Consider the following 16,075-nt stretch of genomic DNA (forward strand, 5'->3'; position numbering starts at 1 on the left):
CGCAGCCGTGCCGCCGCTGGCGTCGCGCCCTCGTGCTCGGCACTGTGGCCTTGGCGGTGCTCGCTTCGATGTTCTCTGCCTATGCCGACCCGAGCCCGAGCCCCGGCCCGGCGCCGGTCCCGACCGCCTCCGCCAAGCCCACCCCGACTCCGTCAGCGACCGAGTCCCCGTGCTCGGCGTCGGACTGCATCCCGCAGCCCGGCACGTCGGCCTCCCCGGCGCCCACCGCAGGAATCATGCCCCCGGCCGAGGTTCCCGACGGCGACGGCACCGGCGGGATATCCGGATGGATCGCAAAGGGCATCACCAGCGCGATCACAGGCTTCTTCAAGTCGTTGATCAAGTTCGCGCTCAACCCCCTGCTGGACCTGCTCAGCGGCACGCTACTCAACACGCCAAGTCCCGCCTCCATGCCGCGCGTCGGCGAGCTCTGGACGAACTCCTGGCAGATCGCCCTCGCCTGCTACGCCCTATTCATCGCCATAGCCGGGGTCGTGGTGATGAGTCACGAGACGGTGCAGAGCCGCTACTCGATCAAGGAGATCGCGCCGCGGATTCTCCTGGGGTTCCTCGCCGCGGCCCTGTCGCTGTTCCTCGCCGGCAAGGCCGTCGACTTGGCCAACGGCGTCTCCCGCGCCGCCATGGGCGGCGGCGTCAACGCCGACACCGCCGGGCCCGCTCTGCGCGACTTCGTCCTCAACGCCTTCAACTCCGACAGCGGCAGCATCTTCCTGGTCCTGATGTGGCTTGTGGCCATCGGGGTTCTGGTCGCGCTGCTGCTGACGTTCGTCGTCCGCGTGGCCCTGACGATCATCCTGATCGTCGCCGCGCCCCTGGCGCTGATCTGCCACGCCCTGCCGCAAACCGACGGCATCGCCCGCTGGTGGTGGAAAGCCTTCGGCGGCGTCCTGGCCATCCAAGTCGCCCAGTCGCTCGCCCTGATCACCGGCGTGCGGGTGTTCTTGACCCCGGGCGGATTCGGCTCCAACGGACTGTTCGGACTCAAGGACAACGGGCTGGTCAACGTGCTCATCACGTTGGCGTTGATGTACGTCGTCTTCAAGATCCCGTTCTGGATCCTGGGGTCTATCCGCTTCGGTAGCGGTCGCTCATTCGTCGGCAGCGTCGCCCGCGCGTACGTGATGTACAAGACGCTCGGGCTGCTGCGCGGCGGGGGCGGATCAGGCGCCGCTTCACGCGGCGGTGCGCGCCGCACGCCTCCCTCCGCAGGTCCGAGCCGAACATCCCTCTCTCCCCGGCCGTCCGAGCCGTCTCCGGGCGGTTCGGGCCGCCGGAGCGGCAGTGGTAACCCCTCGCCTGCGCGGTCGGGCCGCCCAGTAGTCGGCCCGCGCCGCCCGCCGGGGCCACCGCTGTTCCTCCAGCCGATTCCCCCGATCCCCGAGCGAGACCAGCCCATCTGCCCAGCCGGCAGCCCGCCACCGATACCGGAATTCCGGGCTCCGGGAGACCGACCATCTGCCGCCTCCCCGGCCCGGACAGCCACGCCGTCCGCACGGCCGACTCGCCCTCCCGACTCGCCGGTGTTCCAGGCGCCCGACGAGGGCACCAGGCCCACCCGGCCGACCAGGGCGACCGGCAGGCCCTCCGTACCCGCGAGCCCGGGCTTCCAACAGCCCACTCCACAGCCCCACATCCCACCCCGGCCCACCCCGCGGCCGCCTGCAGCCACCACCTTCCGGCCGCCGGTGCCCGAGCCCCGAGTAACCCCCGAGCGGTGCCCCCGCACCAGCACACCACCCCCGGCCGTCTTCAGTTCCCCACCACCCACTAGCGGCCCGCCGGCGAGGCGCACCCCGCCGCCACCCCCGCGCCGTAGAGGCGGCAGCCGCTCAGGAGGTGACCCGTCATGACCCAGCCCGTGCGCATCCCTGCCGACGTAGACCGCGAGGACACCGTCCTGGCCAACCTGACTGCTCACCAGCTGCTGATTCTCGCTGTCACCGGCATCGTGTTGTACGGCTCCTGGTCCGTCACCCGTGCGTTCATCCCTGTGCCGGTCTTCCTGACCCTCGCCCTCCCGCTCGCGGCGACTGCTGTCTTCCTGGCCTTGGGCAAGCGCGATGGAATGCCGCTCGACCGATTGGTCGTAGCCGCCCTGCGCCAGCGCATGATGCCCCGTGTCCAAGTGGCAGCGCCCGAGGGCATTCACCCGGCGCCGTCCTGGCTCACTCAACAGCTCACTGAGTCGGAACATGCGATCGATGGCGTCGCGCCGACCGCGCTGCAACTGCCTGCCGCGGGTGTGAGTGAGACCGGCGTGATCGATCTTGGTCCTGACGGGGTCGCCGTGGTGGCGGTGTGCAGCACCGTCAACTTCGCCCTGCGTACGCCAGCCGAACAGGACCCCCTGGTGGCTGCGTTCGGCCGGTACCTGCACTCACTCACCGCACCCGTCCAGGTTCTCGTCCGCGCCGAACGGCTGGATCTGTCTGCGCAGATCGACGAGCTGCACCGGTGCGCACCGTCGCTGCCGCACTCCGCTCTGGAGGCCGCAGCCCGGGAGCACGCCGACTACCTTGCCCAACTCGGCCGCAGCGCCGACCTCTTGTGCCGACAGGTGCTGCTCGCACTGCGCGAACCCTTCAGCACTCATGCAGCAGACGACGCTCTTGGCGGCGGTTCACCGCTCGCTACGCTGGTTCGCCGCGCGAAGACCTCACACGACGGCTCAGGGGAGGATCCCGCTGCCCGGCGCGCTGCCGAATCACGCCTGGTCCGACGGCTCGGTGAAGCAGTCGAACTCCTCGGCCCGATCGGCGTCGTCGTCACCCCACTGGACGCCGGTCAGGCCACCGCCGTACTGGCTACCGCCTGCAATCCCGACAGCCTCCTGCCGCCCACCTCCGCGCTTGCCGGCGCCGAGGACGTCATCACCACCGCAGCAGCCCCTGACGACGACTGGCCGAGTCCCCAGGCAGACCCTTCACCTTGGAGCCAGCGTGAATCGTGGGAGATTCAGTGAGGCGCCTCCGTGCGCGCGCCGGACGCCCCGCTTCTCAGGCTCCGAGCCGCGAGCGTGCTGGGGCGTTCGTCCCGGACTCCCTGGCCGTGGCGCCCCGGCACCTGGAAGTCGGCGGCGAGCACGTGACCTCGTTCGCGATCACCGGGTACCCGCGCGAGGTGCACCCGGGATGGCTGCAGCCTCTGCTGACCTACCCGGGCCGCGTCGACGTCGCCCTGCACATCGAGCCGATCGACCCGGTCACCGCCGCCAACCGGCTCAAGCGCCAACTCGCCAAGCTCGAGTCCGGTCGCCGCCACACTCACGAGCATGGCCGCCTCATCGACCCTCAGGTCGAGGCTGCCACCGAGGACGCCTACGACCTGTCCGCCCGCGTCGCGCGCGGCGAAGGCAAGCTCTATCGGCTCGGCCTGTACCTGACCGTCCACGCCACCACCCGCGAGGAGTTGACGGACGAGGTCGCCGCGGTGAGGGCGCTGGCGGCCAGCCTGCTGCTGGACGCCAAGCCGACGACCTACCGCAGTCTTCAGGGCTGGGTCACCTGCTTGCCGATGGGCCTGGATCTGATCAAGATGCGCCGCACCTTCGACACCGCCGCGCTGTCCGCGGCATTCCCGTTCACCAGCCCCGACCTGCCCCCGCCCGACCCCACCTCCGTCGCCGCTCCGTCCGGCGTGCTCTACGGCTACAACGTCGGCAGCCAAGGACTGGTCCACTGGGACCGCTTCGCCCTGGACAACCACAACTCCGTCGTCCTGGGCCGCTCCGGCGCCGGCAAGTCCTACCTGGTCAAGCTGGAGCTACTGCGCTCGCTCTACCGAGGCATCGAGAACCACGTGATCGACCCAGAGGACGAGTACGCCCGCCTCGCGGGAGCCGTCGGTGGCACCTACGTCCATCTCGGTGCCGAGGATGTCCGCCTCAACCCCTTCGACCTGCCTATCCACACCCGTCCCGACGGACGCCGCTCCGCGTCCAAGGACGCCTTGGTCCGCCGTGCATTGTTCCTGCACACAGTCCTGGCCGTCCTGCTCGGTGCCGGGCTGACGCCAACCGAGCGGGCGATGCTGGACCGGGCCATCACCGCGACGTACCAGCGGGCGGGCATCACCTCCGACCCCCGCACCTGGACCCGGTCCGCCCCATTGCTGACCGACCTCGCCGCCGCCCTGCACCGCTCCAAGAACCGGACCGCAGCCGAGTTGGCGGCCCGACTGCATCCCTTCACCCGCGGTGCGTTCTCAGGGCTGTTCGCCGGCCCCACCACGACCCGGCCGGAGGGTCATCTGGTCGTGTTCTCCTTGCGTGACCTTGCCGACGAACTCAAGCCCATCGGGACCCTCTTGACCCTCGATGCGGTCTGGCGTCGGGTGTCCAATCCGGCACTGCGCCGACCTCGGCTGGTGACCGTGGACGAGGCGTGGCTGCTGATGAAGGAACCGGCCGGGGCGGAGTTCCTGTTCCGGATGGCCAAAGCGTCCCGTAAACACTGGGCAGGGCTGACAGTGGCCACCCAGGACACCGCTGACGTACTCGGATCCGACCTGGGCAAGGCGGTCGTGGCCAACGCCGCCACCCAGATCCTGCTGCGTCAGGCCCCGCAGGCCATCGACGAAATCACGCGGACGTTCGATCTGTCCGAGGGCGAGCGGCAGTTCCTGCTCACAGCCGACCGCGGCCAAGGGCTTCTCTCCGCCGGGACCCAACGAGTCGCGTTCCAGGCCGTGGCTTCGCCGACCGAGCACTACCTGGTCACCACGAATCCGGCCGAGCTGGCTGCCTACGCAGACAGCGCTACAGCCACGAATTCGGAGGAGTCGCTCCTCGATCTCGAGGTGACCGAGGCCCGGGGCGACACAGAGGACGACGCCTCTGGCTACGAAGTCGATCTCGACGCCGACTGAACTGCTCATCGCCGCCACTTCCCGACCGGTGGACCTGCCTGCCGTGCCGGTCCACCTACCATGACTCTTCCGAGAGGTCGTCATGTCGCCTCACGCATCGGTGCCCGCTCTCGTCCCAGGCGGCCTGCTCGGCTGCTCACTCAGAACCGCGAATTGCGTCAGCAACTCGCTGCCCCAGATCCCAAGGTGCGCTCGCTGCCCACCCCCCTGTGGGCCTCCATCGGCTCGACCGCCTGCCCGGCAGAACCGCCTGCCGGGCACTTACCGCGCAGCAAGTTGTCCCTGTGCGGGAACGGTGTGCGCATTGGAGTGACTTCATCCCTCCGCCGACGGCGGCACGGGGCAAGACGGCCCAGAAGGCCACAGACGTGCGGATGGACCGTAATAGACCCCGCTGAATGGTTGTCAAGTCACTTGGTTCAAAGGGAAGTCGAAGAGAGACTGCGCCGCTCTCTGAGGTGCCTGACCGCCTGCACGTATCGATGGGCATGTCATTGTCGCCCCGCTGGCTCGTGCTCATCTTGTGGTGAGGCTTCCCTATCTCCTTGTAGCCGCAGGGTTGGCCGACGACGTGCGGGACCTTGCAGGTGCACCGGACCAGGCCAGACAGCGGGTACTTCAGCGCGGCGGCGCCCTCCGAACGCCGCCTTGTACTCCTCTGACCGCGTGGCCAGCAGGGCCCGGAGCTGGCCACTCTGCTCGGGCTCGACGATCTTCGGCCAGACGGCCGTTCCTTTGATCACACCCTTGTGCTCCTTGCGGCCCGCGATCCGGGCGGACACACCGACAGGATCAGCAGACTTCTTCTTGCGAACGCCAGGAGAGTGCCATTCGAGTCATGATTCGCCATCCACAGAGGCAGAGAAAGGCGCTAGCCGTAATTGCTGCCGCCGTGACCGAAAGGTACAGAGCACCTGAGACAGGGTTTCCGTAGCCCGCAGTTATCGGGGATGTTAGCCATGAGGAAGCTAGCGCGCCTCCTAGGGAAGCCAGGAGGGATGGCACGAACATTGACCAGAATACTATAGAGGCGTAAACCCTTACATTTCCCGTCAGGATAATTAGTGGCGCAACCTCGCGCCCGAATCGCAAGAACTCGCCAAGGAAACTAATCCCGACAGCGAATAGGGTGAACATCATACCGATGGCGCCGAGAAGCCGCACCCATTTTGCGGAAGACACAAGGTCCCTCGCACCCAGTTCCCAGCTATTCCCCAACGGCTCTACCTTTGCCCTCATCGCGAGGGTACTTCTCGCGATCATTCGCAACGATGAGACGGGGAGATTCTTGCCGGATTTCGAGAATAGAAAGAGGGAACTATTTTCGGTGTGGTCAACATCGAGGCGGTAAACAGGATTTGGCCTGATTTCAATACGTCCAACCGTCGGCGCCCCACTCGAGTTCCAGCGAATAAGTTCCGAAACTCTCTGATCGATGCTTCGTGGGGGAACTTCGGCACGCTTGCAGGGTGCGGCCAGGCCCCGTAGCGCAGCACATGAACCAGAAATTGAAAGGGATCTCAGGCCACTTCCATTTGGCGCTGACATATTTATCGCCGCGATCTCAACGTCCCGAGGAAGCGAACTCGAGAAATCCCGAACCTTTGATGCTGTGGAGGCAGCCGAGACGGTCACAAGTGAAGTGCCGATTCGATCTTGAGAGTCTCTTGCCAGCTTGGCATTAGCGCCAAGCAGGCCTGTCCAGAGTTGCGTCTGTACGACGAGGAATATGGCTACCATCAATGCTGTAACGAATCGAGCCGTAGAACGGCTCTGGAGTGCCGTCCTGCGCCCCGAAAAAATCATCCCGGAGCTCCCTGCTCTTGTCCCCGCTGCCGAAAGAATCGAGCCTCCCTGAGCTACCGCTAGGCTTACCAGTGAAGGGAGTGCAGTCAGGGTTCCCAACGTCCCTATGACGTATATGGGGAGTCGCCATTCGGTACTCGCCAGTCCCGGGCCGCGAACTGCCAATATGAATGACAGCGGAAAGATCCAAGGCCACCATCTCGTGTGTTTGTAGACGCGAGTTCCGATATGGAAGTAGCGGGATTTTCTGGTTCCTGGGGTTAGGACTACAGCCGCGAAAAGAATTACGATCACGGAGATGGCGAAGGCGCCGACGAGCTTTGGCAGAGAGCGTGTAGCATCGGCAGAATAAAGAACAAATTCCACGCCAGGGAAAGGAACGTTCCATTTCAGGGCTGGCGTGACGGCTGCAATGCTGGCGAGGCAGCCAACCGCTACCGGTGTTATAGACTCACCGATTACGAAAATAATCCTGGAGCGCAGCCCAGCACCGAGAAGCTCGAGCAACGCGACACGGCGCTCCCGTGCAGACGAACCTGTACGAACCGAAGAGATCAAAAGCGCCGAGGCCGGCAACAGAAGGAATCCGACGACTCCGGCAGAAAACATGGTGAAATTCGGCAGCGACCTACTCTCACCCCAGTATATTTCGGATGGTCTCCCGAAACCAGAAATTTTATACATATCCCGAGAGTCGAGCATGGTGCGGGCTGGTCGCACGTAGGCAAATCTTTCGGACGGCGACTGCAGGCCATCAGAGGATATAAATCCTGCAAATCTTCCGTAACGAGATTTGATGCCATCGTCTGCGCCGGCCATGACGAGCGCCTCGGACAGCACAGCCTCACCAGGCTGAGGCCATTTCACAAGCCCAGGGGGAGGTGGAGCATTGTCCGAGAGGGGTTCGATGTAAGCCAGGAAGAACTGCGATCCGTCGATGTCGTCAGTATCCGGTGACCACAGAGCTACCGCACTATGGGTCCCGTCTTGACGAACTGGAAGTGGACTTCGAGCAGCACCGCGAATGTCTCGCCCCTCATAAGTCGCTGACGCAAGCATGAGGGAAAAGATGGCGAGGATGAATATAAAGGTTGACAGGCAGATTGACCAGAATCTTATCTTTCCCCCTTCGGCCGATATGGAAGCCCGTCGTCCCGCCGCGAGCAATTGCAGGCTGAGCGGTCGCCCATCTACCATTCTCATGAAGGAAACTCCGTGCTCTCTCGGCTCTGTACATTGACCTGGCCGTCCCGCAAACACAGTGCTCGCTGCGCACCTGAGGAAACGTAGGCATCATGTGTGACTACAATCAAACCGCAGCTCCATTTCCCGGGAAGGCTGTACAGGAGTTCTGCCACACTTTCCTTGTTTGCCGTGTCGAGTGCCCCTGTGGGCTCATCTGCCAAGATAAGTGCGGGGTGATTAATCAGAGCACGCGCCACAGCTACCCTCTGGCGCTCGCCTCCTGATAGCGCACCAGTCAGCTTTAGTTCCGGCGCAATCCCGAGATCCTGCAAGAGTTCTGCGGCACGGGAAAAAGCTTGCTTCTTGTGAGCTCCATTGAGCAATCCGGCAATGGCAACGTTCTCCAAGGGACTCAGTTCCGGCAGAAGTTCACCGAACTGGAAGACCATTCCAATGTGTTTTCTGCGGTATCGAGCTATCTCACGGGGTGATGCGCCCGTTATCGGGAATCCGGCTACAGTTATCGAGCCTTCGGATGGTTGCTGCAATCCCAGAACGAGGTTCAAAAGTGTCGACTTACCACTGCCACTAGGTCCTGAAATTGCCAGGGATTCACCACGCCTCAGTAGCAGACTCACCGAATCCAGGAGTTGTCGCTCTGCGACTCTGTACGACACATCGTTGATCTCAAGAATTGAATCCATGCTTGTATCTTTCTTCGTGCAGTGAGTGCAAGAAAAGATTAGGCCCCCCTTCCAAATTGGCGAGAAACCAAAGAAGAAGAGGGGCCTGAATCGAATGCTACCTCTACCGGTCCCAGCCACTGCAATCGTCCGGCCAGTTGTTGATGTACTCGCACGTCTTCAAGGCCACAATTCCCTCACTGACGAACGAACTCACACTCGAATTACCATTCCCGCGCTTCTCCCACAGAGTGTCAACGTTTCCCGAAAGAGCTCTTTCGTACTGCGCCTTCACCGGGTGGCCGTCAGCCTTGATGTCCTTAACCCAGACGTACCCATCATCGTTCTTGCATTGGGTTTTATTGCACTCAGAGGTCCAAGCTGCGGCGCCATTGGTGTTTGCCGAGAGAGAATAGGCTGGACTCGCGCCAAGTAGGAAAATCCCTGCAAGGGCTACACCGCAGATGTTCTTCATGCTCTTATTCATTGATTTCTCCCCGATGTGAACAGGCTCAAAAGTGCCCGTCGATATATTTGGGATGATCTGGCCTGGAAGCTGATTCCAGAGGAAGTGCCTCCGGATCGGCCGTGATCGACTTGCCCAATGGACGCAACGTCCGCACAGCTTTGTCGAGTTCTGCGCATCCCATGATTTCTGGCGCCCCGTATGCCCTGAATTGCGTGCTGCACGCCGCCAGCTGCTACGCGAAGTGCTGAACAAGCCACCTGAAACGGCCATGGCGGGTCCGGCAGCAGACTTCCTGCAGGACGCCTGGGGGGGTCGTGCGCTCGGAGTAAGACGTCAGCATCTGCCACCTTCGCACACGATGTGCACGTCACTGGTCACTCAGTGCACAACCTGTGAAGACTTTGTCGCGATCACGGGTCGAAGATCAAGCGGCGAAAGGTCTGAATTAGGCATCTAAAAGATCAAATATGTAACACCTTTATTGAATCGTTACCTTGGGGCCTCTGTCCTTGGTAGCCAACGGCTACGGCAGCTTCCCGACGTGGACCATGGTGGGCTGAAGGGGGGTGACCTGTATGGCAGGGAACGCCTAGGCCGCATCGCGCGCGATTGGTGCCACCCCTTGGTGTGCGCCGGGGACGCTGCGCGCGGGCCTGGCCGGGCTTCAGCGTCGATGCTGCAGAGGCGGCGATCCCTGTCCTCGCTTATTGCTGAGGAACGCAGCGCTGCGCGGACTCCGCGGTAGCGGGGCCCCGTTCGAAGCGGTTATGCGTGGCGAGGTGACGCATCCGTATGGATGCCCCAGTCAGATGACTCGTTATCAGAACTAGTCGAATCTTTCCATGCTTGATCTTTGATGGAGGCGGGCGGCAGAGTCATCACAGGTTGTGCACTGAGTGACCAGTGATGTGCACGATGTGTGGGGGTGGGGGATGTGTTGACGTCTGTGTCCGGGCGTGTCCGTGTGCTGATCGTGGCCTTGGTGCTGTCGGTAGTTGCCGGTGGTGGCTGGCTGATCAGAGTGGCCGTCGACGACGCTGGCGGGTCCGACAGCGCGGCGTACCGGGGGCCGCAGCCTGCAGCGCATCAGGATCCGGTGTCGCCCAAGGAGCGGCGGGAGCAGACCAAGGACCGGGCGAAGCCGACGAAGGCGCATGGCCTGCGGTCGACGAAGAGCAAGCCCGCCACGTCCGCGCAGATCAAGCTGCACCGGCAGAACCAGCGGCAGTTGAAGGCCGCAGGGCCGAAGCACCCAGGCGTGGCTGCTGGTTCGGGTTCTGGTGTCCGTCCGGCCTCCTTTGCAACCCGTGTGGATACGGCCGCAGCCGCAGCTTCGTATTCGAGCGGTGCCCTGTGGCAGGTGACAGCCGATCCGTTCGGGAACACGGCTGCCCAGCAGGGCGGCTTTCTGATGGCGCTCGGCAACCACATCGGTGCCGCCGTTCCGGGCGAGCCGCTCCAGCTGTCCGCTGCGATCTACCAGGCCGGCGGGGCCACTGGCGAGGTGCACCCAGTCAAGGTGCGCTGGAAACTGGACGCCTACAGCTGCCGTCTCAGCAACGACGACATCAAGTGGTTCGACTTCGGCCAGACGGTCTCGGCACCGACACTGAACACCGGTGTGGAGCTGCCGGTAGTCAACGCGTCGATCACGCTGCCCACGCCAGAGTGCACGAACCCGGTGCCGCAGTACTTCATTTACGCGTGCACGACCGTGACGGACGACCCCACTTCCACGGAGACCTGCGGCTCATACAACTCGTACTACATCGTTCCGGCCCTGCCCGACGGAGCGGCTTGCAGTGCGCTCTGCGGTGATGCGAGCGGCTCGGCCGGCACGACGGTAATGCGCGCGGACCCGGTGAACACCGCCACGGGCGCGTTCACGGAAACCTTTACCGATGCCCAGGTTCCTGCGCCCGGAGTCCCGCTGACGGTCGGACGCGTCTACTCCTCGGACAACACGCTCACCGGCGCGCTGGGCAAGGGCTGGCAACTGCCATGGGAGACCCGGCTGTCGATCGGGTCCAACGGTGACGCGGTCCTGATCGGTGAGGGCGGGACCCGGCACGCCTTCGTCAAGAAGTCCGACGGGACGTTCACGACTCCAGGTGAGGCTCGCTCCAAGCTGGCCGCGAACGGCAGTGGTTACCAGCTGACCACAGCCGATCATTCGGCCTACGGCTTCAACGCCTCGGGGCAACTGACCGCGCTGAAGGACCGTACAGGCCGCGGTCTGACCCTGACCTACACCGGCTCCCAGCTCACACAGATCACGGATGCAGCGGGCCGGTCGGCCACGCTCGCGTACACAGGTGCGCTGCTGGACAAGGTGACACTGGCGGACGGCCGGGTGGTCGACTACGGCCACACCGGCGACCAGCTGACCAGCGTGACCGCTCTCGACGGCAAGACGGAGACCTACGGTTACGACACTTCGGGTCACCTGAACAAGGTCACGAACGCCCGCAACAAGCAAGTCACGTTCAACGTCTACGACACGCAGGGCCGGGTGACGTCCCAGACAGACTCACTTAGTCACAAGACCAGCTTCGTGTACTCCAAGAACGGTGTCTTCGACCAGGTCGACGTCACGGCACCGGACCAGGGCGTATGGACGGACGTCTACTACAAGAACGTCCTGTTCACCCAGCTCGATCCGCTGAACAACAAGAGCTACTACCGCTACGACAAGTTCTTCGACCGCACTAGCGCGGTCGACGCGGAGATCCGCGAGACCCAGTGGACGTTCGACAGCTCGGGCCGCATGACAGGGCGGTCCAACTCCGCGTCGGACGAGTCCTGGACGTACGACAGCAACGGCAACGTGGCCACGTACGAGGACGGCGAGTACAACAAGACCATCTACGGCTACAACACGGCCAACCAGCTCACCACCATCAAGGACCCGCTGGGCAAGACGACCACGTACGGCTACAACGCCACCACCGGACTGCTGGAGACCGCCACCACCGCGCGCGGCAAGCAGACGAAGTACGGCTACGACTCGGACGGCAACCTGGCGTCGGTCACCACGCCCAAGGGCAACAAGACCACCTACACCTACTTCCCGTCGGGACAGGTGAAGACCGTCGTCGACCCGCGGGGCAACGTCAGCGGAGCGGACCCGGCAAAGTACACGACCGCCTATACCTACGACGACGCCGACCGGGTCAAGACGGTCACTGACGCGCGCGGCAACGCCACTGCCTATGGCTACGACGAGGTCGGCAACCTCAAGACGGTCACCGATGCCCGTCAGCGCACCACAAGCTACGACTACGACGACGCCAACCACCTGTCGACCATCACGGATCCGGCGCTGAAGCAGACCGTGCTGGGCTACGACCCGGTGGGCCGTCTGAAGAAGGAGACCAACCGCCAGGGTGCGGTCGTCACCTACCAGTACGACAAGGCCGGCAACCAGATTCAGGTGGTGAGCGCCCGCGGCAACGCCACCGGCGCCGACGCGAAGCAGTACACCTGGACAACCGGCTACGACAAGGTCGGCAACCGCAAGACCGTCACCGACCCGCTGGGCAAGACAACCGCCTTCAGCTGGGACGCCGACAACCGGCCCGTGTCGGTCACCGACCCGCTCAGCCACACACGCAGCGTCACCTACGACGACAACGGCAGCATCGTCAAGACGACCGACGGCCTCGGTCACGGCATGACGCTCACCTACGACGACGACAACCGGCTCGCCACGTCGAAGACCTGGGCCGGCTACACGACCAGCTACGAGTACGACGACGACGGCCACCTCTCGGCAGAGGTCTCCCCGGAAGCCGAGCGCACCAGCTACAGCTACAACGACGACGGGCAGCTCGACACCTCCGTCGACCCGCGAGGCAATGTCAGCGGTGCCGACCCGGCGAAGTACACGTGGTCCTACGGCTACGACCCGGCCGGCCATCCCACCTCCGTCACCGACCCGCTCGGACACAAGCAGTCCACCGGCTATGACGCTGTCGGCAACATCGCCTCGGTCACCGACGCACGCAACAAGCAGACGGTCTACGAGTACGACGAGCTCAACCGGCCCAAGAAGGTCACCGCCCCGGACGCCGGCACCACCACCTTCACGTACAACACGGCCGGCTTCCTGGACACCACCACCGATGCCAACACCCACACGAGCACCTACGGCTACAACGCCGAAGGCCAGCTGACCTCGGTCAAGAACCCGCTGTCCAAGACCGTCGCTTACGAGTACGACCTCGACGGCAACCGCATCAAGGTCACCAACGCACGCGCGCAGACCATCATCACCACGGTCGACGCCCGCAACCTGCCGACGAAAATCACCTACTCCGACGGCACCCCGACAGAGACGTACGTCTACGACGACGCGAGCCGCCTCAAAGACGTCACCGACGCCACCGGCACCCGCACCCTGACCTACGACAACGACGACAAGATCCTCTCGATCACGTCACCGGGCGCCACGAAGCCGTTCAGCTACACCTGGAACACGGACGACACCCTCAAGTCCCGCACGTACCCAGACGGCCGGGCCACCAGCTACACGTACGACAAGGTCGGCCGGATCAAGATCCAGACGGCCAACAGCAAGGCCGCCAGCTACGGGTACGACAAGGCGGGCAACCTCACCTCGGTCGCCCTGCCCACCACCACAGCACGCAGCGAGACCCGCACCTACGACGAGGCCGGCCGCCTGGCCTCCATGACCACGCCGACCCTCAGCAACACCTACACCTACGACGCGAACAACCGCCTCACCGCGGACAAGCCCGGCACCGGCTACCCCGCCCGCTACGGGTACGACGACACAGGCCGCATGACCAGGGCCTGCACCGACACCTCGGCCACCTCCTGCCTGACCGGCACCAGTGGATCCACCTACGCCTACGACAAGGTCGGCAACCTCAAAAGCACGACCAGCTCCAGCTCCACCACGACCAACGAGTACGACGCCGGCGACCAGCTGTCCTCAACGACCGTCGGCACGACCAAGACCAGCTACACCTACGACGCAGACGGCAACCAGACCAAGGACGACGACGGCACCTACGCCTACGACCCAGCAGGCCGGGTCAAGTCCGCCATCATCGGCAGCGACAACCTCTCGTTCCTGTACGACGCCGACGGCAACCGCACCGGCTCGAACAAGAACAGCGCGCTGATACGCACGTCCCGCTGGGACATCAACGGCGACCTCCCGCAGATCGCCACCGACACCGACTCCTCCGGCGCCCTGCTGGCGGACTACCACTACGACCCCGACGGCACGGCCCGCTCCATGGACCGCACCGCCGGCAGCTACTACTTCACCCAGGACCGGCAGAACTCCGTCAGCGCCGTCTACGACGCGGCGGGCGTCGACAACTACCACTACACCTACAGCGCCTGGGGCACCTCCACCGGCACCGCCACCATCACCGGCGGCCAGACCAGCATCTTCGGCTACACCGGCCAGTACAAAGACCAGTACCTGCCCGACCGCCTCCAACTGCGCGCCCGCTCCTACGACACCACCCAGCGCCGCTTCACCACCCAGGACCCGGTCCCGGCCGCTGCCGACAGCCCCAACCAGTCCCCCTACAACTACGCCGACAACGACCCCGCCAACCTCTCCGACCCCTCCGGCAACTGCCCGATGTGCATCGGCGCGGCCATCGGCGGCATCGTCAGCGGCGGTGTCTACGCCTTCACCCACCACGACGACTTCGACTGGGGCGACTTCGCCGCCGCGACCGGCAAGGGCGCCGTCATCGGCGCCGGCGCGGGATTCCTCGCTCCCGCGGGTGCTGGCCTCGCCACTACCCTCGGCCTCTCCGGCGGACGCGCCCTCGCGGTCACCGCGCTCACCGACGCTGCCATCGGCGCCGGATACACCTACGCCATCAACACCGCCCAATGCCAGCCCACCTCACCCGGCGACCTCCTCCTGGGTGCCCTCGGCGGTGGACTCGGTAGCCTGATAATGCCTGGTTGGCGTGGGCTGAAGGGTCTCTTGGGCAAGGGCAGCAGCAGACCTTCTTTCAACATTGAAGGCATAGCGGCTGACGGGACGTCCTCCTGGACGGCCGACCTCAGCCATGCAACTGGCAAGACCACAACGGCGAGGAATCGAGCAATCGACGCGCTAATCGCCGAGGATTTTCCCAACCTGCGACTCTCATACACGCCGCGATACAATCCCTGGGGCCGCCACGGGGTTGCCAAGTATGGGGAAGGAACGCAGTTTGGCCCCAGATCCTTCAAGTCAAGAGACTCGTTGCGGCAGTCCCTCGTCCATGAGGAGCTTCACCACCGCTGGTGGGGACGGGGGCTGACTGATCATCACCCGAGGGATGGATCGGGAACATCCGACAAGTTCTACGACACTGTCGAGCGCTACATGAGAATGCGAGGTTGGCGGTGATCATTCAACAGAGCTCCTTTTCCGCTCCGTGTTCAGACTGCGGACGCCCGGTCCTGCACCATGTGGCACAAGCCATTCACTTGGATGCACTACGGTGGGACATCGAATATCAATGCGACTGTGGAGTAAAGTCACACGAAGGCGGGCTTGGTAAAGCGCCTTCGGTTGTGAGAGAAGCCCTTCTACAGGAGCATGGTCGGTCTCGACTTTCGATCGCCCCCGATGCTGCGATGTCAGTCCCTCAGTTGAAGGCATTTCGGGACCTTTTTAAGAGATCGTTGGCGGAGACCAAATCACTCGTGAGCGAAATGTGTTCGCAGGGCTTCTGGGCGACACACGTCGAAGCCGAATTCTTGGCTGAAAAGCTGAGATCTGCGGGGGTTGAAATTGTTCTGGAGCATGGACTGCGCGATGGATCCACCTTCACCTCCTCCTGGTGAAGCGGAGCCTGCCCTTCACGTTGATCTCGGCGGTTCACTACAGCGGCTGGCAGTTCTTTGTGGCTACTTTTCGTTCCAACATCGAGTGACTTTCCGCCGGGGCTGATCGTCAGCGTGCTGGTTCTGGCTGCGGCGGTATTCGCAACCGTTCGCAGCAGGTCCGCCGGATCCCGGGCTGCGTAGAGCGGCTTGCCCTGCTGACGGCGATCCGTTG

General features: G+C 64.0%; 6 protein-coding genes. 4 read left to right on the forward strand and 2 right to left on the reverse strand.

Features of this window, described 5'->3' with window-relative positions:
* Positions 1 to 68: 68 nt before the first annotated feature.
* The 3 genes from ACFY0T_RS22275 to ACFY0T_RS22285 all read left to right on the forward strand — a co-directional run bounded on the left by ACFY0T_RS22275 (position 69) and on the right by ACFY0T_RS22285 (position 4,887).
* Entirely contained in the window at positions 69 to 1,871 is a 1,803-nt protein-coding gene (locus tag ACFY0T_RS22275; RefSeq protein WP_388873137.1) for a hypothetical protein, read from the forward strand.
* On the forward strand, positions 1,868 to 2,983 hold the full coding sequence (locus ACFY0T_RS22280; RefSeq protein ID WP_388873140.1) for a PrgI family protein: 1,116 nt from the start codon (positions 1,868 to 1,870) through the stop codon (positions 2,981 to 2,983). Before ACFY0T_RS22275 ends, ACFY0T_RS22280 begins: the two co-directional genes overlap by 4 nt.
* Before the next feature lie 86 nt (positions 2,984 to 3,069).
* A complete protein-coding gene (locus ACFY0T_RS22285) occupies positions 3,070 to 4,887 on the forward strand; it encodes a VirB4 family type IV secretion system protein (RefSeq protein WP_388873143.1) in 1,818 nt (605 codons plus the stop codon).
* A gap of 3,005 nt (positions 4,888 to 7,892) precedes the next feature.
* Here ACFY0T_RS22285 and ACFY0T_RS22290 read toward each other — a convergent pair.
* Together ACFY0T_RS22290 and ACFY0T_RS22295 are read right to left on the reverse strand one after the other, a co-directional pair.
* The gene (locus tag ACFY0T_RS22290) at positions 7,893 to 8,582 is read right to left on the reverse strand and encodes an ABC transporter ATP-binding protein (protein ID WP_388873146.1); all 690 of its coding nucleotides are present in this window, start codon (positions 8,580 to 8,582) and stop codon (positions 7,893 to 7,895) included.
* 103 nt (positions 8,583 to 8,685) lie between these two features.
* Entirely contained in the window at positions 8,686 to 9,048 is a 363-nt protein-coding gene (locus ACFY0T_RS22295; RefSeq protein ID WP_388873149.1) for a hypothetical protein, read from the reverse strand.
* Between the two features lie 1,078 nt (positions 9,049 to 10,126).
* Between ACFY0T_RS22295 and ACFY0T_RS22300 the strand changes: the two genes are divergently transcribed.
* Positions 10,127 to 15,421 (forward strand): DUF6531 domain-containing protein, encoded by a 5,295-nt coding sequence (locus ACFY0T_RS22300; protein WP_388873152.1) that lies wholly within the window; start codon positions 10,127 to 10,129, stop codon positions 15,419 to 15,421.
* Positions 15,422 to 16,075: the final 654 nt, after the last annotated feature.

It is taken from the genome of Streptomyces sp. NPDC001530, from assembly GCF_042894545.1.
Taxonomy (GTDB): Bacteria; Actinomycetota; Actinomycetes; order Streptomycetales; family Streptomycetaceae; genus Streptomyces.

Excerpts from the sequence above, each read along its gene's own strand:
- ACFY0T_RS22275 (WP_388873137.1), top strand. The coding sequence starts at position 69 with ATGTTCTCTGCCTATGCCGACCCGAGCCCGAGCCCCGGCCCGGCGCCG.
- ACFY0T_RS22280 (WP_388873140.1), top strand. The coding sequence starts at position 1,868 with ATGACCCAGCCCGTGCGCATCCCTGCCGACGTAGACCGCGAGGACACC.
- ACFY0T_RS22290 (WP_388873146.1), bottom strand. The coding sequence starts at position 8,582 with ATGGATTCAATTCTTGAGATCAACGATGTGTCGTACAGAGTCGCAGAG.
- ACFY0T_RS22295 (WP_388873149.1), bottom strand. The coding sequence starts at position 9,048 with ATGAATAAGAGCATGAAGAACATCTGCGGTGTAGCCCTTGCAGGGATT.